This window comes from Pseudonocardia sp. DR1-2, assembly GCF_023717215.1.
Classification (GTDB): Bacteria; Actinomycetota; Actinomycetes; order Mycobacteriales; family Pseudonocardiaceae; genus Pseudonocardia; species Pseudonocardia alni.
The window spans coordinates 38,407-63,436 of record NZ_JAMQOF010000014.1 but is presented as its reverse complement, the minus strand read 5'-3'; the positions used below and the strand labels follow the sequence as shown (position 1 = coordinate 63,436).

21 protein-coding genes are annotated in these 25,030 nt (G+C 73.8%); 5 read left to right on the top strand and 16 right to left on the bottom strand.

Annotated features, from left to right (window positions below):
• Nucleotides 1-5 precede the first annotated feature (5 nt).
• Nucleotides 6-905 (bottom strand): DNA-binding protein WhiA, encoded by a 900-nt coding sequence (gene whiA / locus ND486_RS27955; protein WP_251787301.1) that lies wholly within the window; start codon nucleotides 903-905, stop codon nucleotides 6-8.
• A 466-nt stretch (nucleotides 906-1,371) separates the two neighbouring features.
• On the opposite strand from whiA, the gene ND486_RS27950 reads away from it, so the two are divergent.
• Complete coding sequence (locus ND486_RS27950) at nucleotides 1,372-3,735, top strand: FdhF/YdeP family oxidoreductase (RefSeq protein WP_251787300.1); 2,364 nt, start codon at nucleotides 1,372-1,374, stop codon at nucleotides 3,733-3,735.
• A 19-nt stretch (nucleotides 3,736-3,754) separates the two neighbouring features.
• Here the strand turns inward: ND486_RS27950 and ND486_RS27945 are convergent, their stop codons facing one another.
• From ND486_RS27945 to acnA, 7 genes are all read right to left on the bottom strand, one after another.
• Complete coding sequence (locus ND486_RS27945) at nucleotides 3,755-4,441, bottom strand: SDR family oxidoreductase (protein ID WP_251787299.1); 687 nt, start codon at nucleotides 4,439-4,441, stop codon at nucleotides 3,755-3,757.
• Entirely contained in the window at nucleotides 4,438-4,899 is a 462-nt protein-coding gene (locus ND486_RS27940; RefSeq protein ID WP_251787298.1) for a MarR family transcriptional regulator, read from the bottom strand. Before ND486_RS27940 ends, ND486_RS27945 begins: the two co-directional genes overlap by 4 nt.
• Nucleotides 4,900-4,968: 69 nt before the next feature.
• Nucleotides 4,969-6,096: a 2-methylaconitate cis-trans isomerase PrpF family protein gene (locus tag ND486_RS27935; RefSeq protein WP_251787297.1), complete on the bottom strand. Its 1,128-nt coding sequence runs from the start codon at nucleotides 6,094-6,096 to the stop codon at nucleotides 4,969-4,971.
• A gap of 23 nt (nucleotides 6,097-6,119) precedes the next feature.
• Nucleotides 6,120-7,265, bottom strand: coding sequence for an ABC transporter substrate-binding protein (locus ND486_RS27930; RefSeq protein WP_251787296.1), 1,146 nt, complete (start codon nucleotides 7,263-7,265; stop codon nucleotides 6,120-6,122).
• Nucleotides 7,258-9,048: an iron ABC transporter permease gene (locus ND486_RS27925; protein ID WP_251787295.1), complete on the bottom strand. Its 1,791-nt coding sequence runs from the start codon at nucleotides 9,046-9,048 to the stop codon at nucleotides 7,258-7,260. The genes ND486_RS27930 and ND486_RS27925 overlap by 8 nt, the downstream gene beginning before the upstream one ends.
• Nucleotides 9,045-10,160, bottom strand: coding sequence for an ABC transporter ATP-binding protein (locus ND486_RS27920; RefSeq protein WP_251787294.1), 1,116 nt, complete (start codon nucleotides 10,158-10,160; stop codon nucleotides 9,045-9,047). Before ND486_RS27920 ends, ND486_RS27925 begins: the two co-directional genes overlap by 4 nt.
• Nucleotides 10,161-10,258: 98 nt before the next feature.
• Nucleotides 10,259-12,904, bottom strand: coding sequence for an aconitate hydratase AcnA (gene acnA / locus ND486_RS27915; protein ID WP_251787293.1), 2,646 nt, complete (start codon nucleotides 12,902-12,904; stop codon nucleotides 10,259-10,261).
• 102 nt (nucleotides 12,905-13,006) lie between these two features.
• Between acnA and ND486_RS27910 the strand changes: the two genes are divergently transcribed.
• Nucleotides 13,007-13,741, top strand: coding sequence for a GntR family transcriptional regulator (locus ND486_RS27910; RefSeq protein ID WP_251787292.1), 735 nt, complete (start codon nucleotides 13,007-13,009; stop codon nucleotides 13,739-13,741).
• A gap of 17 nt (nucleotides 13,742-13,758) precedes the next feature.
• Nucleotides 13,759-14,682, top strand: a complete 924-nt coding sequence (locus tag ND486_RS27905; RefSeq protein WP_251787291.1) for an oxaloacetate decarboxylase — start codon at nucleotides 13,759-13,761, stop codon at nucleotides 14,680-14,682.
• A gap of 18 nt (nucleotides 14,683-14,700) precedes the next feature.
• Here the strand turns inward: ND486_RS27905 and ND486_RS27900 are convergent, their stop codons facing one another.
• Both ND486_RS27900 and solA read right to left on the bottom strand, forming a co-directional pair.
• Nucleotides 14,701-16,023, bottom strand: coding sequence for an aromatic ring-hydroxylating dioxygenase subunit alpha (locus ND486_RS27900; RefSeq protein ID WP_251787290.1), 1,323 nt, complete (start codon nucleotides 16,021-16,023; stop codon nucleotides 14,701-14,703).
• Between the two features lie 32 nt (nucleotides 16,024-16,055).
• Nucleotides 16,056-17,240, bottom strand: coding sequence for an N-methyl-L-tryptophan oxidase (gene solA / locus ND486_RS27895; protein ID WP_251787289.1), 1,185 nt, complete (start codon nucleotides 17,238-17,240; stop codon nucleotides 16,056-16,058).
• Nucleotides 17,241-17,347: 107 nt separating this feature from the next.
• Here solA and ND486_RS27890 point away from each other — a divergent pair, with 107 nt between their 5' ends.
• On the top strand, nucleotides 17,348-18,274 hold the full coding sequence (locus ND486_RS27890; protein ID WP_251787288.1) for a LysR substrate-binding domain-containing protein: 927 nt from the start codon (nucleotides 17,348-17,350) through the stop codon (nucleotides 18,272-18,274).
• A 15-nt stretch (nucleotides 18,275-18,289) separates the two neighbouring features.
• Here ND486_RS27890 and ND486_RS27885 read toward each other — a convergent pair whose 3' ends face one another.
• Entirely contained in the window at nucleotides 18,290-19,072 is a 783-nt protein-coding gene (locus ND486_RS27885; protein ID WP_251787287.1) for an IclR family transcriptional regulator, read from the bottom strand.
• 74 nt (nucleotides 19,073-19,146) lie between these two features.
• Between ND486_RS27885 and ND486_RS27880 the strand changes: the two genes are divergently transcribed.
• Nucleotides 19,147-19,578 (top strand): nuclear transport factor 2 family protein, encoded by a 432-nt coding sequence (locus tag ND486_RS27880; RefSeq protein ID WP_251787286.1) that lies wholly within the window; start codon nucleotides 19,147-19,149, stop codon nucleotides 19,576-19,578.
• 81 nt (nucleotides 19,579-19,659) lie between these two features.
• Here ND486_RS27880 and pcaD read toward each other — a convergent pair whose 3' ends face one another.
• From pcaD to ND486_RS27855, 5 genes are all read right to left on the bottom strand, one after another.
• Nucleotides 19,660-21,021 carry a 3-oxoadipate enol-lactonase gene (gene pcaD / locus ND486_RS27875; RefSeq protein ID WP_251787285.1) on the bottom strand — a complete coding sequence of 454 codons (1,362 nt, stop codon included), beginning with the start codon at nucleotides 21,019-21,021 and terminating at the stop codon, nucleotides 19,660-19,662.
• A complete protein-coding gene (locus ND486_RS27870) occupies nucleotides 21,018-21,845 on the bottom strand; it encodes an adenylyltransferase/cytidyltransferase family protein (RefSeq protein ID WP_251787284.1) in 828 nt (275 codons plus the stop codon). Before ND486_RS27870 ends, pcaD begins: the two co-directional genes overlap by 4 nt.
• Nucleotides 21,846-21,921: 76 nt before the next feature.
• Nucleotides 21,922-22,809, bottom strand: a complete 888-nt coding sequence (locus ND486_RS27865) for a dioxygenase (protein ID WP_251787283.1) — start codon at nucleotides 22,807-22,809, stop codon at nucleotides 21,922-21,924.
• A 14-nt stretch (nucleotides 22,810-22,823) separates the two neighbouring features.
• Entirely contained in the window at nucleotides 22,824-24,404 is a 1,581-nt protein-coding gene (locus ND486_RS27860; RefSeq protein WP_208823085.1) for a 4-hydroxyphenylacetate 3-hydroxylase family protein, read from the bottom strand.
• Nucleotides 24,405-24,472: 68 nt separating this feature from the next.
• Nucleotides 24,473-25,024, bottom strand: coding sequence for a flavin reductase family protein (locus ND486_RS27855; RefSeq protein WP_208823083.1), 552 nt, complete (start codon nucleotides 25,022-25,024; stop codon nucleotides 24,473-24,475).
• Between the last annotated feature and the right edge of the window lie 6 nt (nucleotides 25,025-25,030).

Sequence of the window (25,030 nt, the reverse complement as noted above, 5' to 3'; positions counted from 1 at the left end):
GGCGCTCAGCGGGTGAGGCGCTCGGTGTGCTCGAGCAGCCGGCGCAGCCGCCCGGCGATCGCGTCCTTGGTCATCGGCGGGTCGGCGAGGCGGCCCAGCTCCTGCAACGACAGCTCCGGGTTGCGGGCCCGCAGCAGGCCGGTGGCCAGCAGTCGCTCGGGCACCCCTGCGGGCGGGTCCGCCAGCAGCGCCTGGACGCGCAGGGTCGTCATCGCCGCGGCCTGGGAGGCGCGCTCCCGGTTGGCGTCGTGCAGCGCGCCGCTCACCGGCACCTCCCCGGTCCCGCGCCGCAGGTCGGGGGTCCACGCCTGCGCCGCGCGCGGCGCACCCATCCGGCCGAGCACCGCGCGCACGTCGACGGGGTCGCGGACGACGACGCGGTCGCCGTGGATGCCGGGGCGGGTCAGCGCGGCGACGCCGAGGCGCCGGGCCGCTCCGGTGAGCGCCATCGCCGTCTCCGGGGACGGGCAGAGCAGCTCCAGCCCGGCCCGGCCGCGGCCGCCGAGCGCCCCGGCCGCCAGGAACGCGGCGCGCCAGGCCCCGGCCAGGACCGCGTCGTCGCCCGCGACGACCGGCGGCGGCAGGCCGCGCACCCAGCGGCCGGTGCTGTCGCACAGCCGGGTGCGACGGGCCAGCTCCGGGACCCGTGCGACGACCCGGAGGGACTCGGCCGACAGCCGGACGACGGGGATCTCGAACAGGTCGGTGATCTGCCGGGCCAGGCGACCGACGGCGCGCGCGCACCCGGCGGGGACGTCCAGCACCGGGACCGATGCCGCCCCGACGGTCCGGTCGAGGGTCCCGGCGCAGGCGAACCGGAGTGTCGTCGCCGCCTCCGCACGTCCGATGTCGGCCCGCGCGGGGCGGTGCCGGAACAGCTCGTCCCGGACGTCGAGGATGTCCACCTGAGGCTCCTTCGGATCCGATCGGCGTGCTCCGCCGGTGCGGGCTCGGCCCCGCGACCGTCGGACGACGCCCCGGCCGAGGGGACGGCCGGTCCGGGACGTACCGCCCTGGCGGGGGCGACGCGCCTCGGACCGGCCGGTGCCGCACGCCGGGCTCCCGGTCGGCGTGCACCACATCCCGGACAACGATCGACCGCCGCGGGACGAGGCGGATCCGCTTGCCCGCCACGACAACCGGGCGACCGGGGACGCCGGGCGCGGCGACCGGGACGACCGGTGGTCGACGGACCGCCGACCGGTGACCCTGCGTGATCTTCTCCCCGGGGGCGGCCCCGGCGCACGCCACCGGTCCGGCCCCGATCGGGTCCGTGGACGGTTGGGATCGCTCCGGCCGGGTAGCGCGTCCACAGCGGGCGCGCCCCCGACGGGGCGCCGCCCGACGGTCGTCGAACGCGGAGGTAGCCCCATGGACGGACACAGCGACGACTACTCGGAGGCCGACCTGGAGGTCGGCACGCCCGAGGACCACGCCGTCGGGGCGACGGCCGTCGCGGTGTCGATGAAGCGGTCGCTGGAGCGGATGGGACCGTCCCGCACCGCGCGCACGCTGCTCGAGCTGAACCAGGCCGAGGGCTTCGACTGCACCAGCTGCGCCTGGCCGGACCCCGACCCCGGGCACCGCTCGGTGGCCGAGTTCTGCGAGAACGGCGCGAAGGCGATCGCCGAGGAGGCGACGACGCGGCGCGCGACCCCGGAGTTCTTCGCCCGCCACAGCGTCGCCGAGCTCGACGAGCGGTCGGAGTACTGGCTCGGCCAGCAGGGCCGGATCACCCATCCCATGGTCCGGCGACCGGGCGGGACCCACTACGAGCCGATCGGCTGGGACGCGGCGTTCCGGCTGATCGGCGACGAGCTGAACGACCTGGACGACCCCGGCGAGGCCACCTTCTACACCTCCGGCCGGGCGTCCAACGAGGCCGCGTTCGTCTACCAGCTCTTCGCCAGGGCGTTCGGGACGAACAACCTGCCCGACTGCTCGAACATGTGTCACGAGTCGACCTCGATCGCCCTGCAGGAGTCGATCGGGATCGGCAAGGCCAGCGTGACGCTGCCCGACCTGCTCGAGGCGGACGTGATCGTCATCGCCGGGCAGAACCCGGGCACCAACCATCCGCGGATGCTGACCCAGCTTGAGCACGCCAAGCGCAACGGCGCCACGATCCTCACGATCAACCCGCTGCGCGAGGCCGGGCTGATGCGGTTCAAGAACCCGCAGACCCCGACGGGCGTCCTCGGACGCGGCACCGACATCTCCGACCTCCACCTGCCGGTCCGGGTCAACGGCGACCTCGCGCTGTTCCAGGCCATCGGCTCACTGCTCGTCGAGTGGGACGCCCTGGACCACGAGTTCCTCGACCGGCACACCAGCGGCTTCGACGCCTGGCGCGACCACGTCGCCGCGATCGACCGCGACGCCGTCACCCGGTCCACCGGGCTGTCCTGGGCCGACATCACCCGGGCCGCGGCCCTGTTGCGGGACTCGCGCAAGACCGTCTTCTGCTGGGCGATGGGTCTGACCCAGCACCGCAACGGCGTCGCGACGATCAAGGAGGTCGTCAACGTCGCCCTGGCCCAGGGCAACATCGGCCGTCCGGGCGCCGGGCTCTTCCCGGTCCGCGGCCACTCCAACGTCCAGGGCGACCGGACGATGGGCATCTGGGAGCGCGTCCCGGACTCCTTCCTCGACGCCCTGCAGGCCGAGTTCGCGTTCGACCCGCCCCGTGAGCACGGCCTGGACACCGTCGACAGCATCCGGGCCATGCGTGACCGGAAGGTCAAGGTCTTCGTCGGCCTCGGCGGCAACTTCCTGCAGGCCGCACCGGACACCGACGTCACGACCGCGGCGCTGACCGGCACCCGGCTGACCGTGCAGATCTCGACGAAGATCAACCGGTCGCACCTGCACGGCGGCCGGACCGCGCTGATCCTGCCCACCCTGGGCCGGACCGAGCGCGACGTCCAGGAGTCCGGACCGCAGTTCGTCTCGGTCGAGGACTCCACGTGCTCCGTGCACTCGTCCCGCGGCCCGCTGCCGCCGGCGAGCCCGCACCTGCGCTCGGAGGTCGCGATCCTCACCGGGATCGCCGAGGCCACCCTGGGCGACCGGTACGGCATCGACTGGGCGGCGATGCGTGGGGACTACCGCCGCATCCGCGACCACATCTCCCGCGTCGTGACCGGCTGCGAGAGCTACGAGGTGAACGTCCGTCGCCCCGGTGGGTTCGTGCTGCCGCACCCGCCGCGGGACTCGCGGACCTTCGAGACCGGGTCCGGACGCGGCGAGTTCGCGGTGTCGCCGATCGAGGTCCTCGAGGTGCCCGACGGGCACCTGCTGCTCCAGACCCTGCGCAGCCACGACCAGTTCAACACCACCATCTACGGCCTGTCGGACCGCTACCGCGGCATCGAGGGCGGGCGCCGGGTCGTGTTCTGCCACCGCGAGGACATCGCCGCGCTCGGGTACTCCGAAGGCGACCACGTGGACCTGATCACGCGCTGGGAGGGCGACGAGCACGTGCGCTGCGCGTCCGACTTCCGCCTGGTGGCCTACGACGTCCCGCGGGGTACCGCGGCGGCGTACTACCCGGAGACAAACCCGCTGGTCCCGCTCGACGCCACCGCGCTGAAGAGCAACCAGCCGGCGTCGAAGTCGGTGGTGGTCCGGCTCGGCGTGGCCGGGAGCGAGGAGTGCGACCCGCGGGGCGCCCAGGGAGCGGTCGGCGACGACAACGGCCACAAGTCCCGGCCGGAGGTGTCGCACCTGTCCTGACCGTGAGGCGTGCCGGGGCTCACCAGGGGACGACCGCGCCGGTGTGGTCGAGGAACTGCAGGCCGCCGTCGTGCGCGTGGCCCACCAGGACCTCGGCCACCCCGCGCGCGCTCTCCGCGACGGTCAGCCGGGCCCCGGGGCCGCCCAGCTCGGTCTGCACCCACCCCGGGTGCAGGAGCAGCAGGGTGCGCGGGTCCTGCGCCGTCCGGGCGGCGTAGCTGCGCATGAGCTGGTTGAGCGCGGACTTGCTCGCCCGGTAGACCTCGTGCCCGCCCCGGGTGTTGAACCCGATGCTGCCCTGCCGCGACGACATGACCCCGATCGTGCCGGTGGGCGGGACCAGCGGGGCGAGCCCCTCGACGACCCGCATCGGGCTCAGCGCGTTGGTCACCATGACCTCGACGAACACCTCGGTGGGCACCTGCGCGGCCGGCACGTCGGCGTCGGTGATGCCGGCGTTGACGAACAACAGGTCGATCCGGCGGTCGCCGAGCCGCTCGCGCAGCGCGTCGATCTGCCCGGTGTCGGTGATGTCGAGGTGCTCGACGGTCACCCGCCTGGTCCGGTCGGCGAGTGCCGCGAGGGCCTCCGGGGTCTCACCACGCACGGTGGCGACGACGTCGAACCCCCGCTCGGCGAGTTCGCCCGCCAGGGCGAGCCCGAGTGAGCGCGAGGCCCCGACGACGAGTGCGGTGCGGTCGGTCATGTCTGCTCCTGGGTGTCGGTGCGGGGGTCGCCGGCGAGCCCGTTCTCGATCCGGCGCAGCAGGACGACGGCCGCGTCGATCCCCGCGGGGTCGTCGGCGACCCCGTCGAGCAGCTCGCTCCAGATGCGACGCAGCTCGCGCAGGTTCTGCTCGGCGCGGTCGGTCGGGTACAGGAGGACCCGGCGCGCGTCGTCGGGGTCGGACACGCGCCGCACCAGGCCCTTGGCCTCGAGGTTGCGCAGCGCGCGGCTGGTGTTGCTGGAGATCAGCCGGGTCGCCCGGGCGACAGCACCGGCGGTGATGCCCGGCTCCCGGTCGACTACGCGCATCACCGCGCTCTCCAGCGGGGTCCAGCTCTGCCCGGCGAACGCGGGCTCCTTCGACGCATGGATGAGCCTGCCGACCGCGAGGATGCGGTCGGCCAGCTCGAACAGCCGGGTCTCCTGGTCGTCGTCCACACCACCACGGTACACAAGTATCTGTCGTACGACAGATGTCTTCTGACAGTCTTAGTCGGTCGGGGTGACTCACCCGAGCGCGACCGCTCCCCGCATCAGCGGACGGGCGGTGCGGAACAGCGACGCCGACCGGACCGATACCTCCGGGCCCCGTGCCTCGACCTGCGCGTCCGCCGTGACCACGCCGGACGGGCAGCCGATACGCACCGGCGACCCGGTAGCGGGTCCGGCGGCGAGCTCGTGCACGAGGCCGCCCGGCAACCGGGCGGCGACCGCGCAGCACATCGCCACGGTGCCCGGGAGGGCCCGGTGCGCCCGGCCCATCGACACCGCCCGCACCAGCAGATCGGTGTCCCGGGCCGCGTACGCCGAGCCGTCGCCCGCGAGGAACCCGCGGGCCGGGGCGACCACCGCGATCTTCGGTGCCCCGAGCGGCGCGTCGGCCGGGTCGTCGCACAGTCCCATCGCGACGGCCCCGGCCCGGCGGACCGCGTCCAGCACCGGGAGCTCCGACGCGGCGTCGAGGGCCTCCGGGGTCTCGGCCCCGGTGAGACCCACGTCCGCGGCCGCCACGAACACGGTCGGCATCGCCGCGTCGACCAGTGAGACACGGACCGCGCCGGCGGCGGTCCGCAGCTCGTCGCACACCCGGCCGGTGGGCAGCAGCCGTCCGGTCCGGGAACCGGCGGGGTCGAGGTAGCGCAGCTCGATCGGAGCTCCCCGGCCCGCCACCCCCGGGATCCTCAGGCCGCCGGCGGTGTCGGCGACCCCGTCGGTCACCCGGAAGGTGGAGTGGATCAACGCCCCGGTGTCGGTGTTGCGCAGCCGGAGGGTGACCTCGCCGTCGGCCACGGCGACCAGTCCCTCGTCGACCGCGAACGGCCCCACCGCCGACGACAGGTTCCCGCAGTTGGTCGAGTGGTCCACCACCGCGGTGCCCACGTCGACCTGGGAGAAGGCGTACTCGACGTCGACGTCCGGCTCCCCGGCCTGCCGCACGACGACGACCTTGGACAGCGACGACAGACCACCGCCCATCCCGTCGAGCTGGCGGCCGTGGGGGTCGGGGCTGCCCAGCGCCGCCAGGAACAGGGCGTCCCGCTCGGCGCCGTCCGCGGGCAGGTCACGGTCGTGGAAGAACAGCCCCTTGCTCGTGCCCCCGCGCACGAACACCGCGGGTACCCACCGCTGCGTCATCACGCTCCCCGTCCCACGGCCGCTCAGCTTCCCGGCCGGAACCGGAACGCCGCGTTCCAGATCGCGAGCGCCTCGTCCTTGCGGGCCAGCTGGTCGGCGAGGGTGAACGGCTCCACGCCCGGTGTCCCCAGCTGGGGCAGGCCGAACGGCACGTCGGGCAACGGGCCGAGGTCGGTGCGGGCCGGGACGTAGGCCTGCGCGGCGGCGAACCGCTGCGCCGCCTTCGACATCGACCAGTTCACGAACACCCGGGCCGCCGGGTTCTCCAGCCCCACCGGCGTCATCCCCAGGCTCAGCACCGCCAGCGACAGCTTCGCGTCGGGATCCTCGGGCACGACGAAGGTGATCGGGGCGCCCGCCCGCCCGGCCGCGAACGCCACGTCCGCCGGGAAGGTGCCGACCGCGATCTCCCCGCGGGCGAGCGCGTCGGCCTGCACCGCCACGCCGGCGTCGAAGACCCGGACCCCGTTCGCGGCCATCCGCTGCCAGTACTGCGGCCCGAAGTGCCGGTTCACGAAGTCGGTCGGCGCGGACCCCGCCCCGGTCGGCCGGGCGGTGCCCAGCCTGCCGTCGCCCCACCGGGGGTCGAGCAGGTCCGCCCACCGCCGCGGGGCCTGTTGCGGCGGCACGACGCGGTTGTTGTAGGCGAAGGCGTAGGCCATCGAGTAGCAGGAGATCACCGGACGACCGGCCTGCATCGCACCGGCGGCGACGAGCGCGTCGACCGACGGCGGATCGTAGGGCACGAGCACCCCGGATCGGGCCAGCCGGTCGGCGAAGGCCGGGTCGGCGGTCCTGATCACGTCGGCGTCGAGCCGGTCCGCGCCGGCCAGGCTCTGCACCCGCTCGGTCATCTTGGCCGTGGCGAGCCGGGTGAAGGTCAGCGGGATCCCGGTCTCCTCGGTGAACCGCTCGCTGATCGCGGTCTCCGACTGCTGGCTGCCCGACGTGTAGAGCGTGACCGAGCCACCCCGGGCCGCCTCGTACAGCTCACGGTCGGCGACCAGCTCCCCGTCGATCCGCAGGCCGTCGGACCGGTCCACCGCCGCCGGAGGGGCGATGTCGGTGGTGCTGGACGCCGCGGTACCGCACCCGGTCAGGCCGAGCAGCGCCCCGACCAGCACCGTCAGGACGACGCCGCGTCCGCGGAGGATCCGTGTGTCAGACATTGGTCTGTCCCCCGAAGCGCCGCGGCAGGTAGGAGAGCACCATCATGATCGCCACGTAGATCACGCTGAGCACGGCGGCCTGCTGCAGCGCACCACCGTTCTCGAATTGGTCGAAGATGGCGATGGACAGGATGTTGGTCCGGCTCGTGTAGATGAGCAGCGGCACCGTGAGCTCCCGCATGCTGAGCATGAGCAGCAGCAGGAACGTCGAGGACAGCGCGACCCGCAGCAGGGGCACGGTCACGTGCAGCACCGCCCGCGGCCGGTTCGCGCCCAGCATCACCGCGCTGTCCTCCAGGTCGCGGTCGGTCGAGCGGATGGCCGCCGCCATGCTGCGCAGGCCCTGCGGCATCTGGACCGCGACGAAGGCGATCATGAGCAGGGCGAGGGTCCCGTAGAGCGGGACCGGCATCGTCAGCCAGGTCCACAGCAGACCCATGCCGAGGACGATCGCCGGGATCGCCAGCGGCACCATCGACACCCCCTCGAGCAGGCCGCCGCCGGCGGCACGGGTCCGGTGGACCGAGTACGCGACGAGGAACGCCAGCACCGTCCCCACCGCGGCCGCGACGACGCTCACCAGCACGCTGTTGGCGGTGACCGTCGCGAACAGGCTGGAGCTCACGACCTGGGCGTAGGCCGTGACGTCCAGTGCTCCGGGTGCCGCCAGCTCGGCGAACGACTCCATGTAGGCCGAGCGGCGCACGGAGACCAGCACGAGGGCCAGGACCGGGAGCACGATCGTCAGGACGAGGTAGACGAGTGCTGCGGCCAGTGCGGGTCCGCGCCAGCGCCCCAGCGCGACCCGGCGGGCACGCACCCCCTTGCCGGACACCGTGGTGTAGGAGCGCCGCGCGAGGGCACGGCGCTGCAACCAGGTGACCACCGCCACGACCGCGACGAGGACGACCGCGATCGCGGCCGCCTCGTTGCCGCGCACCGGGGAGTCGTTCATCAGCTGGTAGAGGTAGGTCGGCATGGTGTCGACGCCCGCCGGCGTCGCGAGCACCTGCGCGACCGGGAAGTTCTCCAGGATCAGCACGAAGACCAGCAGCCCGGAGCCGAGGACCGCCGGCATCGCCAGCGGCACCGTGACCTCGCGCAGCATCCGGAGGGTGGACCCGCCGTGGATCGAGGCGGCGTCCTCCAGGTCCGGGTTCATCATCGACATCGCGCTGTGGATCAGCAGGAACGGGTACGGCGCGTAGAACAGCGCCAGCACGAACAGGGTGCCGCCGAGGCCGTACAGGTCCACCGACAGCGGCAGGCCGAGGTCCCGGAACCCGATGTTGAGCAGTCCAGAACGCGGGCTGCCCAGCATCGACCACGCCAGCGCCCCCACGTAGGACGGCAGGAACAGCGGCATCAGCCCGATCGCGAACACCAGGCCGCGGCACCGGATGTCGGAGCGGGCGGCGAGGAACGCCAGCGTCCCCCCGATCAGCAGCGCCAGCGCCGTCCCGCCCACGGCGATGACCAGGGAGTTGACCAGGCCGGCCAGGAAGGACTCGTCGGCCAGGATCGCGAAGTTGCCGAGGGTCGGGGCACCCGGCGAGCTGCCCGGTCGCGGTGAGTTCGTGCTGAACGCCGCGACCAGGATGTAGGCCGCGGGCAGCACGATCATGACGGCCAGCAGGAGCAGGAGCGGGCCGCTGAGCGCCCAGCGGCGCCGGTGCCGGGAGCCGCGGCCCGCGGCCCGCGGCGGCGGTGCCTGCCCAGTGGCGACGGCGGCCCCGGCCTCCGGATCGCCGGAGGCGCTCGAACGCGGGTCGGTCAGGGTCACGCCGCCCACCCCTCGACGGAGGTGCGGGCGTCGTCGACCTCGGCCGGCAGGACCTGGACATCGTCCGGGTCGACCGTGACCCGCACGGACGCCCCGGGCTCGATCCCGGCCACCGACGCGGAGGGCCGGACCGAGTCGACGAGCAGCCCACCGGGCAGGGCCACCGACATCCGGGTCAGCGCCCCCTGGTAGCTGCGGGCGCGCAGGACACCGTCCAGCTCGTTCACCCCCGGCGTCCCCGGCGCCGCTCCGGCGGCCACCACGACCGCCTCCGGCCGGACGCAGGCGCTGCGGTCCTCGACGGCGCCCCGGTGCGCGGTGTGCAGCGCGACGTAGTCGGCCAGCCGGACGACGCCGTCGCCGCCCTCCTGCACCGGGTACACGTTCGACACCCCGAGGAACTGCGCGATCGACACGCTCGCGGGCCGCGAGTAGAGCTCCTCCGGGCTGCTCAGCTGGGTGATACGGCCGCGCTGCATGATCGCGACCCGGTCCGCCAGGGCCAGTGCCTCGGTCTGGTCGTGCGTGACGTAGATGCTGGTCAGGTTCTGCTCCTGCTGGATGCGGCGCAGCTCCACCCGCAGGTCGTCGCGCAACCGCGCGTCCAGGTTGGACAGCGGCTCGTCGAGCAGCAGCACGGCGGGGCGCATCGCGATGCTGCGCGCGAGCGCGACCCGCTGCATCTGCCCTCCGGAGAGCTTGCTGGCGCCCCGGTCCGCCAGGTGGTCGAGTCCGACCGACGCGAGCACCTGCCGGGCGGTCACCCGCGCCGCCGCCCGGTCGACACCGGCCATCCGCAGCGGGAACAGGACGTTCTCCTCCACCGTGCGGTGTGGCCAGACGGCGTAGGACTGGAACACCATCCCGACGTTGCGCCGGTGCGCGGGTACCGAACTGCCGGCCGCGGCGTCGAACACCGTGCGGTCGCCGATCGTGATGGTCCCGTGGGTGGGTTCCTCGAGACCCGCGATGCAGCGCATGGTGCTCGTCTTGCCGCAGCCGGACTGTCCGAGCAGGACGATCGACTCCCCCGCGGCGACGTCGAGATCGAGATCCCGAACGGCCACGGCTCCGCCGTAGTCCAGGACGAGGCCCCGTACGGTTACCTCCATCGTGCTTCCTCCTCGAAGCTGCGGGACGGGCCCGTGGGCCGTCCCGTGTGCGGTGGTGGGTGGTGCTCGGACCGGCGGAGCCCCCGCCGGACGGCGGCTCAGGTGACGAGCCCCCGCACGAAGTCGGCGCCGATCCCGCCGTGGCGGAACAGCTCCCACTCCACGGGGGTGTCCAGCCGGACCAGCACCCGGAAGCTCCTGGTGCCGCCGGTCCCACGGGCGGTGACGGTCAGGTGGCGCGGGCGGGTGCCGTCCGCGAGGCCGGTGATCGCGTACGTCTCGCGGCCGTCGAGGCCCAGGGTGTCCGTGGATTCACCCCCGGCGAACTGCAGCGGCAGCACACCCGTCCCGACCAGGTTGGAGCGGTGGATACGTTCGAAGGACCGGGCGAGGACGGCCCGGACACCCAGCATCCGGGTGCCCTTGGCGGCCCAGTCCCGCGACGACCCGGTGCCGTACTCGCTGCCGGCCAGGACGACCAGCGGAGTCCCGTCCGAGCGGTAGCGCTGCGCCGCCTCGAACACCGTCGTCCGCTCGCCGGAGGGCAGGTGGACGGTCGTGCCGCCGGGGGCGTCAGGGGTCAGCCGGTTGTGCAGGTGCGGGTTGGTGAACGTGCCCCGCACCATGACCTCGTGGTTGCCGCGGCGGGCGCCGAAGTTGTGCAGCCCGGCCGCTCCGACACCGCGGCCGAGCAGGTACCGGCCCGCATCGGACTCCGGCCGGATGGGCCCGACCGGGGAGATGTGGTCGGTGGTGACGAAGTCGTCCAGGTGCAGGAGCGCCCGGGCACCCGTCAGGTCCTCGGGCACCGGATCCATGCGGTCGACGTCGTCGAAGAAGGGCGGCCTCCGGATGTAGGTCGAGGACTCGTGCCACCCGACGCCGGCCCCGGACGGCGCGAGAGCGTTCCACCGTTCGTCGCCGTCGAAGACGTCCCGGTACCGGTCGCGGTAGAGGTCGGCGCTCAGGACCTCGTCGGTCAGCCTGCGGATCTCGTCATCGGTCGGCCAGAGGTCGGCGAGGTGGACCGGCCGGCCGTCGCCGTCGACCCCGAGCGGATCGGTGGCGACGTCCACGACGGTCGTGCCGGCCAGCGCGTAGGCGACGACCAGCGGCGGTGACGCCAGGAAGCTCATCCGCACCTCGGGGTGGATCCGCCCGGCGAAGTTGCGGTTGCCGCTGAGCACCGCCGCCACGTCCAGATCACCCTCGCGCACGGCACGCCGGACCGACTCGTCGAGCGGACCCGAGTTGCCGCTGCACGTGGTGCAGCCGAAGCCCACGAGCTGGAAGCCGAGCGCGTCGAGGTCGGTCTGCAGCCCGGCGGCCGCCAGGTAGCCGGCCACGACCGCCGACCCGGGCGCGAGGGAGGTCCGTACCCACGGCTTCGGGCGCATCCCGCGGCGCACCGCGTTGCGCGCCAGCAGGCCCGCGCCGATCATCACCGCCGGTGCCGAGGTGTTGGTGCAGCTCGTGATCGCGGCGATGACGACGGATCCGTCGCCGATCGCCTCCGGCGGCGTCGCCCCCGCGGCGGGCACCACGCCGACCCCGCTCCCGGCCCGCGGTCGCCGGGCCCCGGCGACCGCGGCGGGCACATCGGACGGCGACAACCGGTCGTGCGGGCGGAACGGGCCCGCGACCGAGGGCCGCACCCGGGCGAGGTCCAGCTCGACGACCCGGTCGTAGTCGGCCTCGGAGCCGGGGTCGCCCCACAACCCCTGTTCACGGGCGTAGCGCTCCACGAGCCGGATCTGCGGCTCGGGACGCGCGGTGAGCCGCAGGTACTCCAGCGTGCGGTCGTCGACCGGGAACAACGCGCAGGTCGAGCCGTACTCGGGACTCATGTTCGCCACGGTCGCCCGCGCCTCGACCGGCAACGCGGCGACGCCGGGGCCGAAGAACTCCACGAAACCCGCCACGACGCCGACCCCGCGCAGGGTCTCGGTCACCGTCAGCACGAGGTCGGTCGAGGTCACGCCCGGCCGCGGCGCGCCGGTGAGACGCACGCCGACCACCGCCGGGACCCGCATCGACAGGGCACGGCCGAGCATCGCGGCCTCGGCCTCGATGCCCCCGACCCCCCAGCCCAGGACACCGAGCCCGTTGACCATCGTCGTGTGCGAGTCGGTGCCGACCAGGGTGTCGGGGAACGCCTCGCGCCTCCCGGCGCCGCCCGGGCGCCCGGTCACGACGGTGGCGAGGTGCTCGAGGTTGACCTGGTGGCAGATGCCGTGCCCGGGCGGGACGATCCGGAAGTTGTCGAACGCCTCCTGCGCGCCCCGGAGGAACGCGTAGCGCTCGGCGTTGCGCGCGTACTCCAACCCGGTGTTGACGGCCGCCGCGTCCGCCCGGCCCGCGACGTCGACGATCACCGAGTGGTCGACCACGAGGTCGGTCGGGACGCGCGGAGCGACCAGGGCGGGGTCCCCACCCAGCTGCGCCACACGTTCCCGCATCGCGACGATGTCGAGAACGACCGGGACACCGGACAGGTCCTGCAGCAGCACCCGCGACGGGGTGAAGGCGACCTCGGGACCCGGCTCACCGGGGCGCCACGCGCGCAGCGCCTCGATCCGGTCGGCGGTGACGTCCTCGCCGTTCTCGTTGCGCAGGAGGTTCTCCAACAGCAGCCGGAGCGACAACGGGAGCCGCGCAGCGGTGGAGAGCCCGGCGAGGCTACGGATCTCCCACGCCCCGCCGTCGACCTTGAGCTCCGAACGCGTGCGGAAAGAGTCACGCATCGACGCACCTGACGGGGCGGAAAAGGTGTCTCATCTGCTGTCTCCAGTCTGTATACAGCTTGGATGTAGGAGGTACCGCGATGGTGTACAGTTCCCGGGCAGATGTCAACGGTCGCCGGGGGGAAGCAGATGACAGCGGACCGCAGTCAGGGGCAGCGGACCTACGAACGGCTGCGCGACCTGATCGTGGACTGGGAGCTCCCGCCCGGTGAGCACCTCAGCGAGGTGCGGATGTCGCGTGAGCTGGGGGTGTCGCGCACCCCGCTGCGGGAGGCCCTGCACCGTCTGGACCGCGAGGGGCTGGTGCGCATCACGGCCGGCCGGGGTGCGGTCGTCAGCGAGATCGCCATGCAGGACGTGGTGCACCTGTTCCAGATGCGCGAGGCCGTCGAGCCCTACGCCGCGCGGTTGTGCGCCCGCCGCCCGCGACGCGAGGTCTTCACCGAGCTGGCGACCGCGTTCGCCGGGCAGCGGGCCGATCTCGGCGGCACCGGCCCCGGCGACGACTACCGGCGCTACACCGAGCTGACCTTCGCCCTGGACGAGGCCGTGGCCGACGCGGCGCGCAACCCCTACGTCGTCGAGGCACTGCGTGGTCTCCGCGGACACCTGCAGCGCCTCCGGTTGCTCGCCCGGCGGCGCCCCGAGCGGATGCTGCAGACCGTCGGCGAGCACGTGGCGATCTGCACCGCGATCGCCGACGGCGACGAGACCGCCGCGGCCGACGCCACCGCCACGCACATCGCCAACAGCCTGCAGAACATCCTGTCCGTGCTGGCGGAGGACACCGGGGTCGGCGCGTCGGTCGACCTGCACGCCCTCACGTCACGCGGCTGAGCCGAAGGAGACCCGCCATGAGCACGCCCCCCTCCGCAGCCGCCCGCCTGCGCTCGCTTCTCGCCCACCGCGGGGGCGTCCTGCTCCCGGGCGTCGCGAACGCGCTCGCCGCCCGGATCGTGGAGGACCTCGGCTTCGACGCCGCCTTCGTCACGGGCGCCGGGATCACCAACACCCACCTCGGGCTGCCCGACCTCGGTTTCCTGTCCCTGCCCGAACTGACCGCCCACGTCACGGCGATCGCCGAGGTGACCGACCTGCCACTGGTCGTGGACGCGGACACCGGGTTCGGCAACGCGGTCACCGTCGGCCGGGCGATCACCACCCTGGAGCGTGCCGGGGCGGCGGCGATCCAGATCGAGGACCAGATCAGCCCCAAGCGCTGCGGCCACTTCGACGGCCAGCAGGTCGTCCCGGCCGCCGAGATGGTGCAGAAGATCGCGGCGGCGGCCGACGCCCGCCGCGACCAGGACACGCTGATCGTCGCCCGGACCGACGCCCGCGCCGCCCACGGGCTGGGCGAGGCGCTCGACCGCGCCGGGGCCTACGCCGACGCCGGCGCCGACGTCCTGTTCGTCGAGGGCGTCCGCGACCGGGACGAGCTGGTCGCGGTCGGCGCGGTCCGGCCGGAGGTGCCCAAGGTCGCGAACATCGTCGAGGGTGGGAAGACTCCGATGCTGCCCCGGGCGGAGCTGCACCGGATGGGCTTCGCGGTGGTCCTGTACGCGAACGCCGCCCTGCAGGCCTCTATCCGGGGGATGCAGGACGTCCTCGGCAGGCTCCGCGACGACGGCACCCTGGCCGGCGCACACGGTCTGCTGACCCCGTTCGGCGAGCGGCAGCGCCTCGTGGGCAAGGCCGTGTTCGACGCAGCGGAGGCCCGCCTCGCCACAACGACGGGCGCAGCCCCCTCGGGCCCACCCGTGCGGTCCTCGGCCTGAGTCCGGCGCGGCCCCGGTTCACATCGGGTCCGGGAACATCCGCACGGCGGTGACGTCGTCGCCGGCCGGGACCCGGTCGAGGCCGACCATCCGGTCGACGACCATGTTCTGGAAGCGGTGGACGGGCTCCTCGAAGCGGAAACACATCCGGCCGCCGCGGAAGGCCGGGTCCGCCAGGCCCTGCTGGACCCGCTCGACGATGTCCAGGTCCTGGCGGTTGACCAGGTCCCAGAACGCCTCGAGCTGGTCGAGCCCCGCACGGCCGTCCTCGTCGTCGACGAACTCGGGATGGGTGAGCAGCACCGCGGTCTCCTCCGTCCGGTCGGCGGCCACCGGGCGGTTGAGCAGCACGAAGGCGTGGTTGGGCAGCACCACCAGCGCGCAGCTGGGGAACAGCCAGACGAAGCGGCCGCTGTCCGCGTCGTCGGGGCCGAGCGTGCTCAGCGGCGCCGGGCCGTCCCAGCCGCCTGCCGCGGTGTTGCGCGACACCGGGGTGGTGCACATGCCCGTGTACATGCCGGGGCCCTGCCAGCGGTAGTGGTCGGAGAACCGGGAGACCCGGTTGAGCTCGGGATGCACCCACGGCAGGTGGTAGTACTCCATGAAGTTCTCGCCGACGAGCTTGTAGTTGGCCGCGACGTCGTAGCGGCGGCGACGGCGGGGCGACCAGGCCTCCAGCCGGTGGTCGGCGAACCGGGCGGGCAGGTCACCGAGCTGCTCGCGCAACGGGCCCGGGTCGCGGCCGAGGTGGACGAACAGCAGGAACCCCCAGCTGTCGACGGCGACGGGGAGCAGCCCCTGGTCGGCGCGGTCGAAGCCGGTGGCGACCGAGGTGTCGAACACGGGCTCCTGCCCGGCCGGGACGTCGGAGCCCTCGAACAGCGGGGTGCCCAGGCACGCGCCGTCGGTGTCGTAGGTCCAGCTGTGGTACGGACAGCGGATGCGGCCGCGCCTGCCGACCTCGCGGGCGTCGGCGTCGAGCAGCCGGGTGGCGCGGTGGCGGCAGACGTTGTGGAAGGCGCGCAGCTCACCGTGCCGGTTGCGGGTGACGATCACCGACCGCCCCGCGACCTCGACGACGACGCAGGCGCCGTGCCGGTCGACGTCGGCGGTGAGGCCGACCGCGACCCAGCCGGTCCCGAACACCCGCTCCCGTTCGAGGGCGAAGAACTCCGGCGAGGTGTAGGCGTCGGGCAGCAGGGTCGACGCCTGGTCCACGGGGAGGCGGGTGTGCCGGTAGGTGGCCTCGTCGCCGAACGTGGCGGGGTCGACCGGCCGGGCGGGCAGGGCGTCGTGGGGGGCGGGCGCCGGGCCCGGGGTGACCGGGAGGTCGATGCTCACGGGGGTCTCCTCTCGTCGCGGGGCGGACGGGCTCAGGTGTGGAAGCTGCGTGGGAAGGCGGGGTCGGTCAGCGCGGGCCGGGTGACGGAGAAGGCGTCGACCGGATGCGCCGGCTCCGTGCCGAGAGCGAGGTCGGTGAGCAGCCCACCGATCAGCGCGGCGAACTTGTACGCGTGCCCCGCCCCGATGGCGACGACGACCTGCGGGGTGCCGGGCAGGGTGTCGAGGACGAAGTCCTGGTCCGGCGGGACGGTGTAGAGACAGGTCCTCGAGTACAGCTCCGGACCACGGAACCGCGGCAGGTGCCGGGCGAGGAAGGCGTCGTAGCGCGCGCGGCGGACCGGGTCGGGGTCGAACGAGCGGCCGTCGGCGGTGGTCTCCTCGCCGCCCATGTGCTGGCCGAGCTTGGTCGCGACCTCGCCGTACACCGGGAAGCCGTAGAAGTTGTGCTCGCCGTGCCACATGAACACCGGGAAGCGGCCGGGCGAGAACTCGGCCAGGTGCGGGGTCGCGTAGTAGGTGACCTGCTCGCGCAGCACGGTCAGCGGCAGCCGCAGCCCGACCCCGGCGAGCAGCTGGTTGGTCCAGGCGTCGGCGGCCAGCACGACGCGGTCGGCGCGCAGGGTGCCCCCGTCGGTGACGACCGCGACCCCGCCGCCGTCGGCCCGGATCGACCGGACCGGGGTGTGCGGGCGGACCTCGGCGCCGTGCGCTCGGGCCAGCGCGACGTGCACCGCGTTCGCCCGCGCGGCGTCGACGATGCCGGAGTCCTCCTGGTACAGGGCCTGCTCGCCACCGGAGGTCCGGAACTGGGGCCAGCGCCCGGTGAGGGCGTCGGCGTCGAGCAGCTCGTACGCGACGCCGTGGCGGTCGAACAGCGCGGTGTATCCCTCGATGTTCCGGGTGCCGGTCGCGGTGCCCGCCCGGGCGACCCGGTCCTCGATCACCAGCCCGCCGGTGCGGGTGACGAGTCGCTGGCCGGACTCCTCCTCGACGGCGGCCCAGGCCCGGTAGGCGGGTGCGGCCAGGGCGGCGTAGGCGTCCTGGTGCTGGGCGAGCCGGATGATCCGGGAGTGGTCCTGGGACGCGCCCCGGTGGTGGCCGAGCGCGAACTGCTCCAGACCCAGGACCCCCGGGCCGAGCTCGGTGGCGAGCCGGTGCAGCGCGGCCGAGCCGAGTCCCCCGAGGCCGATGACGATCGCGCGGTACGCACCCATCCGTCGTGCTCCTGCCGTTGCGCGGTGTGCTGACGACGACAGGGTGGGCGCCGGGAACCGTTCAGGTCCATCGCAGAATCGGACCCGGAATCTTGTACGTTCTGCGAATGATCGATCGGAGGCTGCGGGTGCTGGCCGCGATCGCCCGGCACGGGACGGTGACCGCGGCGGCCGAGGTGTGCCGGATGACGCCGTCGGCGGCGTCGCACCAGATGCAGGCGCTGGCCCGCGAGCTCGGGGTGACGCTGCTCGAACCCGACGGACGACGCGTGCGCCTGACCGCCGCGGCGCGGACCCTGCTGACGCACGGCGAGACCCTGCGGGCGCAGTGGGAACGGGCGCAGGCCGACCTCGCGGCCCACCGCGACGGCGACACCGGCGGGGCGCTGCGGTTCTGCGGGTTCTCCACCGCGGCGGCGGCCGTCGTGCCGGAGGTGCTGGGACGGCTGCGCACCGCCCACCCCGGGTGGGAGCTGCAGCTGCGGGAGTGCGAGCCGGCGCGGGCGTTCGACCTGCTCGCCGCGGGTGACACCGACATCGTGGTGGTCGTCGCGACGTCGAGCCTCCCGCCGGTGACCGACCCGGCGTTCGATCAGCGGACCCTGTTCGACGAGCCGCTGGACCTGCTGGTCGGCCCGGACCACCCGCTGGTCGGGCGCGCGGACGTGGCGCTGGCCGACACGGCCGCGGAGCGGTGGATCTGCAGCAATCCGGGACGGGCCTACCACCAGCTCGTGACGATGGCCTGCGCCGGCGCGGGGTTCGCGCCCGACATCGCCCACCACGCCGACGAGTGGGACACCGGCGCCGCGCTCGTCTCCCGCGGGTTCGGCGTCGCGCTGGTCCCCCGCCTGGCCGACGTCCCGGCCCGTCACGAGACCCGGCGGATCCGGATCGGCACGCCGCCGGTGCCGATCCGCCGGGTGGTCGCCGCGGTCCGCGCCGGTGCGCGGCACCGGCCCGCGGTGGCCGCCGGGCTGGCGACCCTGGACGAGGTGTGCCGCGAGCTGGCCGGCCGGCTCGCCGCGACCTGACCGCCGGACCCCGGCCTAGGGGCCCGGCCGTTCCGGTGGGACGACGTCCAGTGCGTGACGACGGCGGGCCCCCTCCGGACCGAGCATCGCCGACAGCGGGCCCGCGATCTCCTCGGCCGCGGCCAGCACCGTGCCCGCGAGTGCGCGCAGACCGTCGTCGTCGACGGCGTCCTGGGCCCCGGACAGCGACAACGCACCCGTCACGGCGGACCCGGACCGCAACGGCACCGAGATCCCCCGCCGACCGGCGTGGTTGTCGGCGTGGGAGAGGGCGAACCCGTCCCCGCGGATGCGGCGCAGCTCCGACCGCAGGGCACGCCCGTCCCCACCGGGCCGCGCGCGCAGGACGACGGCGACCTCCGCCGCGGACAGGTGGGCGAGGATGGCCCGGCCGCTGCATCCGCGGGGCAGCGGCGACCGCTCCCCGATCCGCGTCCGCCACGACGGGTCCTGGTCGTGCGGAGGGACCGCGGCCAGCAGCAGCACGCGGTCGTGCCCGCTGCGCACGTGCAGCCGGGCGCTCAGCGAGGTCCGACCCGCCAGCCTGACCAGGACCGGGCGGGCGAGCGCCCGCAGCTCGGGCCACGGGCCGAGCAGGGCGCCGAGACCGAGCGCCCGAGCGCCCAGCCGGTAGCCCTGGCGTCCCACGTGGTCGACGAAACCCTCGTGCTGCAACGCCCGCAGCATCCGGTAGATCCGGCTGACCGGCGCGTCCAACCGCTCCGCGAGCGCCGGGAGGGTCACCGGCTGCTCCATCCCGGCCAGGGTCTCCAGGAGCACCAGGGAGCGAACGAGCACAGTGTCGACCGGCGCAGTTGCCACGTGGTGCAACTTAGATCGTCCGGGTGCGGCGGCGACGCGAGACTGAATCCATGCATGACGCAACGATCAATGACCGCACCGCGCTCTTCGCCCACCTCGCCGACCCCGCCACCACCGCAGGCTTCTTCGACCGGGTGGCCGACGACGTGTCCTGGACGGTCGAGGGCACGCACCCGCTCGCAGGCCACTACACGTCCAAGAAGGACTTCACCGCCGCCACGTTCGACCGCCTCGGCCCGCTGATGCGGGACGGGATCCGCCTCGAGGTCCGTCACCTCCACGTCGCCGGGGAGATCACCGTCGCCGAGCTGCACGCGACCTCGGTGACCCTCGACGGGGCGCCGTTCGACAACGGCTACTGCTGGGTCTGCCGGTTCGACTCGGCCCGGCCCGACGCCCGGATCGTGGAGGTCCGCGCCTACCTCGACAGCGCCATGGTCGCCTGGACCGTCGACCGCAACGAACCGCTGCGGGCGGGCTGAGCAGCGGGAGGGACGGCGTGGCGGGCAGGGACCGCCGTCCCCTCCCGGCCGGGCCGCTCCGGCGACCGGCCCCGCCCACGATCAGGAGTGGCTCGCGCGCCGACCTCCTCGATCCTCTCCTCCGCCCGGTGTCGGGGCGGTGCCGCCGCGCGGGCCGGCGGCGAAGCTCCGCACCAGTCCGGTGACCCGCTCGGCCGCCTCCACGTTGGTGAGGTGCGCGGCCCCGTCGATGACGACGTAGCGCCCGTCCGCCACCCCGTGGGCGACGATCTTCGCCATCTCCGGCGGTGTGGCCGGGTCGGCGCCACCGGCGATCACGAGTGTCGGGACGGTGATCTCCGGCAGCCGTCGCCGGACGTCGAAGGCGCCGATCGCCTCGCAGCATCCGGCGTAGCCCTCCGGGTCGGTCGCCCCGAGCATCCGCAGCAGGCGGACGGCCTCCTCGTTGCGGGTGCGCACGAAGTCGTGGGTGAACCAGACCCCGGCCCGGCTCGTGATCATCGCGGCCGTCCCCTTCGCCCGGACCTCCTGCGCACGCGCCGGCCAGCTGGAGGGTTCGGCGAACCGTGCGGCCGAGGCGATCACCGTGAGGGTCTCGAGACGGCCGGGGTGGTCGAGGACGATCTGCTGGCCGATGGCGCCGCCGATCGAGACCCCCGCGTAGTGGGCGCGGCCGATGTCGAGCCGGTCGAGCAGCGCGACGACGTCGCGCGCGAGGCCGGCCATCGTGTACGGCCCGGCGGGTGCCGGGCTCGCACCGTGCCCGGGCAGGTCGTAGCGCACGATGCGGAACTCGTCGGCCAGGGCGTCGACCTGCTCGTCGAACAGGTGCAGGTCGGTGCCCAGCGACGGTCCGAGCACGAGGACGGGGGCACCCTCGCGACCGTCGATCCGGTGCGCGAGGTCGATCGGGGCGTGGACGAACTCGACCTCCGGTTCGGGCGCGCCCGTCCGGAAGGTCGCGGCGGCGTCCTCGACGCTGAACACGCCCTTCTCCCAGCCGTCGGCGAGCGGGGCGAAGTAGTCGAACGAGACGCGTTTGCGCCGGTAGCGCCACTCACCGTCGAGGCGCACGACGCGGTCGTCGTAGCGACCGGCGGCCACGTGCGGCACCCCGTCGCGGACGCAGGGCTGCCACAGCAGCGAGTGGACACGCGCCGCCGCGGGCTCGCCGTCGACGGCGTCGCCGTCCAGCTCGACCTCCAGGTTGGACACGTGGTGCCAGAACGACGTGAGCCCCTCCCGGGCCAGGCCGGCGAAGAACCGTCGCAGACCGACCGGGCCCCGTGCGTGGCGGAGGCCGACGAACTCGCCGTCGTCGGTGAACAGCGAGACCAGGGTGTCCCAGTCGCCGTCGTCGAGGGCCCGGCAGTAGCGCGCGTCGAGGGCCCGGATCTCCTCGATGGCCTCCAGCCGGGCGAGGCGCTGCTCCGCGGTGGTCATCGGGGCGCGCCGCCGTCCCCGGCGAAGACGACCGAGACCGGACCGTCCGGTGACGGCCGGTCCCCCGCGGCCGCGACGATCCGCACCCGCCCGTCGGGCAGCACCTCGACGTCGGCCGCCCTGCCGTCGACGAGGCCCTGGTAGCGGCCGGGCGGCGGGAGCGCCGTCCCGGGCTCGGGACGGACGACGTCACCGCAGCGGGCGCCGTCGACCCGGTGCGGGCGGCCGAGGGCCCGCGCCGCGGCGTCGAGCCGGCCCGACCGGATGCACCGCCGGGCGTGGGTGGACGAGCACGGGGTGTCGACCACGCGCAGCAGCGGCACCACGTGGGTGGTGAAGCCGAACCCCGTCCCCAGGGTCGCCAACGTGGTGACGTCGCCGGCGGCGCGGGCGCCGAAGGTGAAGTTCGCGCCGACGACGACCGCCGCGGCCCCCAGCCCGCGGGCCAGGACGTCGCGGGCGAACTCGTCCGGGGTCCGCGCGGCCAGCCCGGCGGTGAAGCGCAGGACGCAGACCGCGTCGACACCGGCGGCGGCCGCGAGCTCGGCGCGGTGGTCCACGGTGGTCAGGACGGCGGTGTCGCGGTCGACCCCGAGCACGCGGGCCGGATGCGGGTCGAAGGTGAGCAGCACGACCGGGAGCCCCCGCTCCCGCCCGACGGCCCGGGCGTGGTCGATGAGGCGGCGGTGGCCACGGTGGACGCCGTCGAAGACACCGACGGTCACCACGCAGGGGCCGAAGGAGTCGGGCACGGCGTCGACGCCCCACCACAGCGGGACGACGGGCCGGCTCGGGGTGCGGTCGGGTGCCTGGGCGGCGGTCATGACCGGGACCTCCACGTCACGGTTGCGCCGACGGGTGGGGCGGGCCCCGTGCCGGGGCCCGCCCCACCCGTTCGGACTACTCGGGTTCGAGGACGAAGTCGTGGTCCGAGCGGACCTCGTCGCCGTCGCCGGTGGGCTGCGGGTCGAGTACCAGCTCCGGCTTGGTCGCCGAGGCCACGTCGGAGTCCAGGTACGGGTCACCGGTGAAGAACAGCTGGGTGGTGACCGTGCGGTGCCCGGGGGCGGAGACCAGCAGGTGCAGGTGGGCCGGTCTCCACGGGCTCCATCCCGCGGTCGTGGTGAGCGTCCCGGTCGGGCCGTCCAGCGGGATCGTGTACGGGGCGGGCCTGCGGGTGTGGATCTCGAACCGGCCCTGCTCGTCGCAGGCGACGACGCCGCGCAGGTTCCCGGCCGGGGGCTTCTCCGCGAAGCCGGAGTACCAGCCCTCGTCGTCGGTGTGCCAGATGTCGACCGTCGCCCCGGGCAGCGGCGTGCCGTCGGTGCCGGTCACACGGCCGGCGAGGACGAGCGGGGTGCCGGGCTCGTCCGCGCGCATCGGCAGGGTCGCCGGGGACTGCAGCCGGACCTGGCCGTCGAGCCAGAACGGGCCGAGGATGGTGCCGGTCGAGCCCTGCTGGGACTCGGCGGCCACCCGCTCGACCTCGAACTCGAGGTAGACGTCGAGGAACAGCGGCCACTCGCCGGTGTCGGAGACCTCGATGAGCCAGCGCTTGAACGCGTCGAACTCGGAGTAGGTCACCTTGTGGTCGCGGATCGCCGCCCGGATCCCCTCCAGCGCGGCGCCCACGACGGCGGCGACGCGGTCGGCGTCGGCGCCGCCGCCCGCCGCGGTGCGCCTGCTGGACAGGCCGAGGCGGGCGGACTCGGTGGCGTTCGCGCCGGCGAGCCCGGCGCCGGAGGGGACGGTGTCGGAGGGGACGGTGTCGTGGTCGGTGGTGGTCATGGCGCGCCCCGGGTTCAGCGGCCGTTGCGGCCGAAGAGCCGCACGTCGTCGTTGTTGATCAGGTCGGGCACGGTCCAGCCGTTGAGGTCGTACTCGTCGAGGCACTGCTCGGCGAAGCCCTTCATCGCCGACGCGGTGCCCGACGCCTCGGCGGCGAACAGGAGCTCGGCACGCACGCCCTCGTGGTTGCCGGAGTAGTTGCGCTCGTAGAGCTCGTGGCGCCCGCCGAACTCCGAGCCGATCGAGTCCCAGATCAGCTTCATGAGCTTGACCCGGTCGACGGCCTCGTAGCCGTTCGAGCCGCGGACGTACTTGTCCAGGTAGGGCCGGACCTCCGGGGAGAGGAAGTCCGCGGAGTGGCTGGGCAGGTAGATCAGCGAGGCGCCCAGGTCCTGCATGATGATCTCCTTGACCCGCGGGTAGCCCAGGGTCATGAACCAGCGGTAGGCCAGGCCGTAGTCGAGCTTGGGCAGCTTCGCCCCGCCCACCCACTCGTCGGGGTTGGCGCACATGGCGTCCGACAGCGCCCAGAACATGTTGCGCCAGGCGATGACCTCGCCGACCCGGGTCTGCACGCCGCGGAAGTCCTTGGAGCCGGTGACCTCCAGGCCCTTCATCAGCAGGCCGGCGATGAAGTCGAGCTTGACCGCGAGCCGGGTGACGCCGTGGAAGGTGAAGCGGTGCAGGAAGCCGGACCCGGGGAAGAACGTCGACGCCTTCTCCGCGTCGCCGTAGATGAACACGTTCTCCCAGGGGATGAGCACCTTGTCGAGGATGAAGATCGTGTCGTTCTCGTCCATCCGCGAGGAGAGCGGATAGTCGAACGGGCTGCCCATCATCGAGGCCTGCTGGGCGTAGGACGGCCGGCAGATCAGCTTCATCCCGGGCGCACCCATCGGCACGGTGCAGACCAGCGAGTACTCGCGCTTCTTGATCGGCAGGCCGTAGTGGGCGAGGAAGTTGAAGTGGGTGATCGCCGAACCGGTGGCGACGACCTTGGCCCCGGAGACGACGACGCCGTTGTCGTTCTCCTCCTCGACGTGCATGAACACGTCGGAGACCTCGTCCGGCGGGCGGTGCCGGTCGACCGGCGGGTTGATGATCGCGTGGTTCCAGTAGAGAACCTTCTCCTGCGACTCCTCGTACCAGCGCCGGGCGTTGGCGGCGTAGGGGTCGTAGAACTCGGAGTTCGCGCCCAGGGTGCCCAGGAAGGCGGCCTTGTAGTCGGGGGACCGGCCCATGAAGCCGTAGGTCATCCGCGCCCACTCGGCGATCGCCTCGCGGTCCTTCCTGAGGTCCTCGACCGAGTGCGGGGTCCGGAAGAACGGGTGGGTGACGCCGGAGCTGCCGGTGTCGGTGGGGACGGTCAGCTTCTCCGACCGGGTCGGGTCGTGCAGCGCGTCGTAGAGCCGCGCGGTCATCCGCACGGCGTTGCGGAACGCCGGGTGCGTGGTCACGTCGGCGACCTTCTCGCCGTAGAGGTAGACCTCGCGGTCGTCGCGGAGGCTCTCGACGTACTCGTCGCCGGTCATGGGGCGGGTCACGCGGCCGTCCGCCCCGGTGGGGGTGGCGACCGAGTCCTGCTGCAGGGTCATCGTCGACTCCTTCGTCGTTCGGGCGTGCGGTTCGGGCCGTGCGGACGCACGGCGCCGTGGGGTCGTGGTCAGCGGACCGCCGCGCCGGTGATCCAGCTCTGGCCCGCCGGGCCGTCGGCCGAGTCGCCCCAGAGGACGGGCTCGTGGTCGTCGCCGAGGTGGTGGAACCGGCCGGTGTGGAACAGCAGCGGGGCTCCGTCGTGGATCAGGAACTCCTGGACCTCGCCCAGGTAGAGAACGTGATCACCGCCGTCGTAGGCCTGCCAGGGGGTGCAGGAGATGTGGGCCAGGGCGCCGGCGAGCCGGGGCGCGCCGCACGCGCTGTCGGGCAGCCAGCCGACGTCCTGGTTGGGGCGGCCCGCGAAGTGCAGCGCCAGCTCCTTCTGCCCCGAGGCGAGGACGTTCACGGTGAACGGCCGCCGCTCCTGCTCGACGAGCGCGCACAGCCGGGACCGCCGGTCCAACGACACCAGCACCAGCGGCGGGTCGAGCGACACCGCGGTGAACGCGTTCACCGTCGCGCCGTGCGGCGTGCCGTCGGCTCCCTGACAGGTGATGACGGTGACGCCGGTGGCGAAGTGCCCGAGGCACCGGCGCAGCTCTCGCGGGTCGATCGCCATCGATCG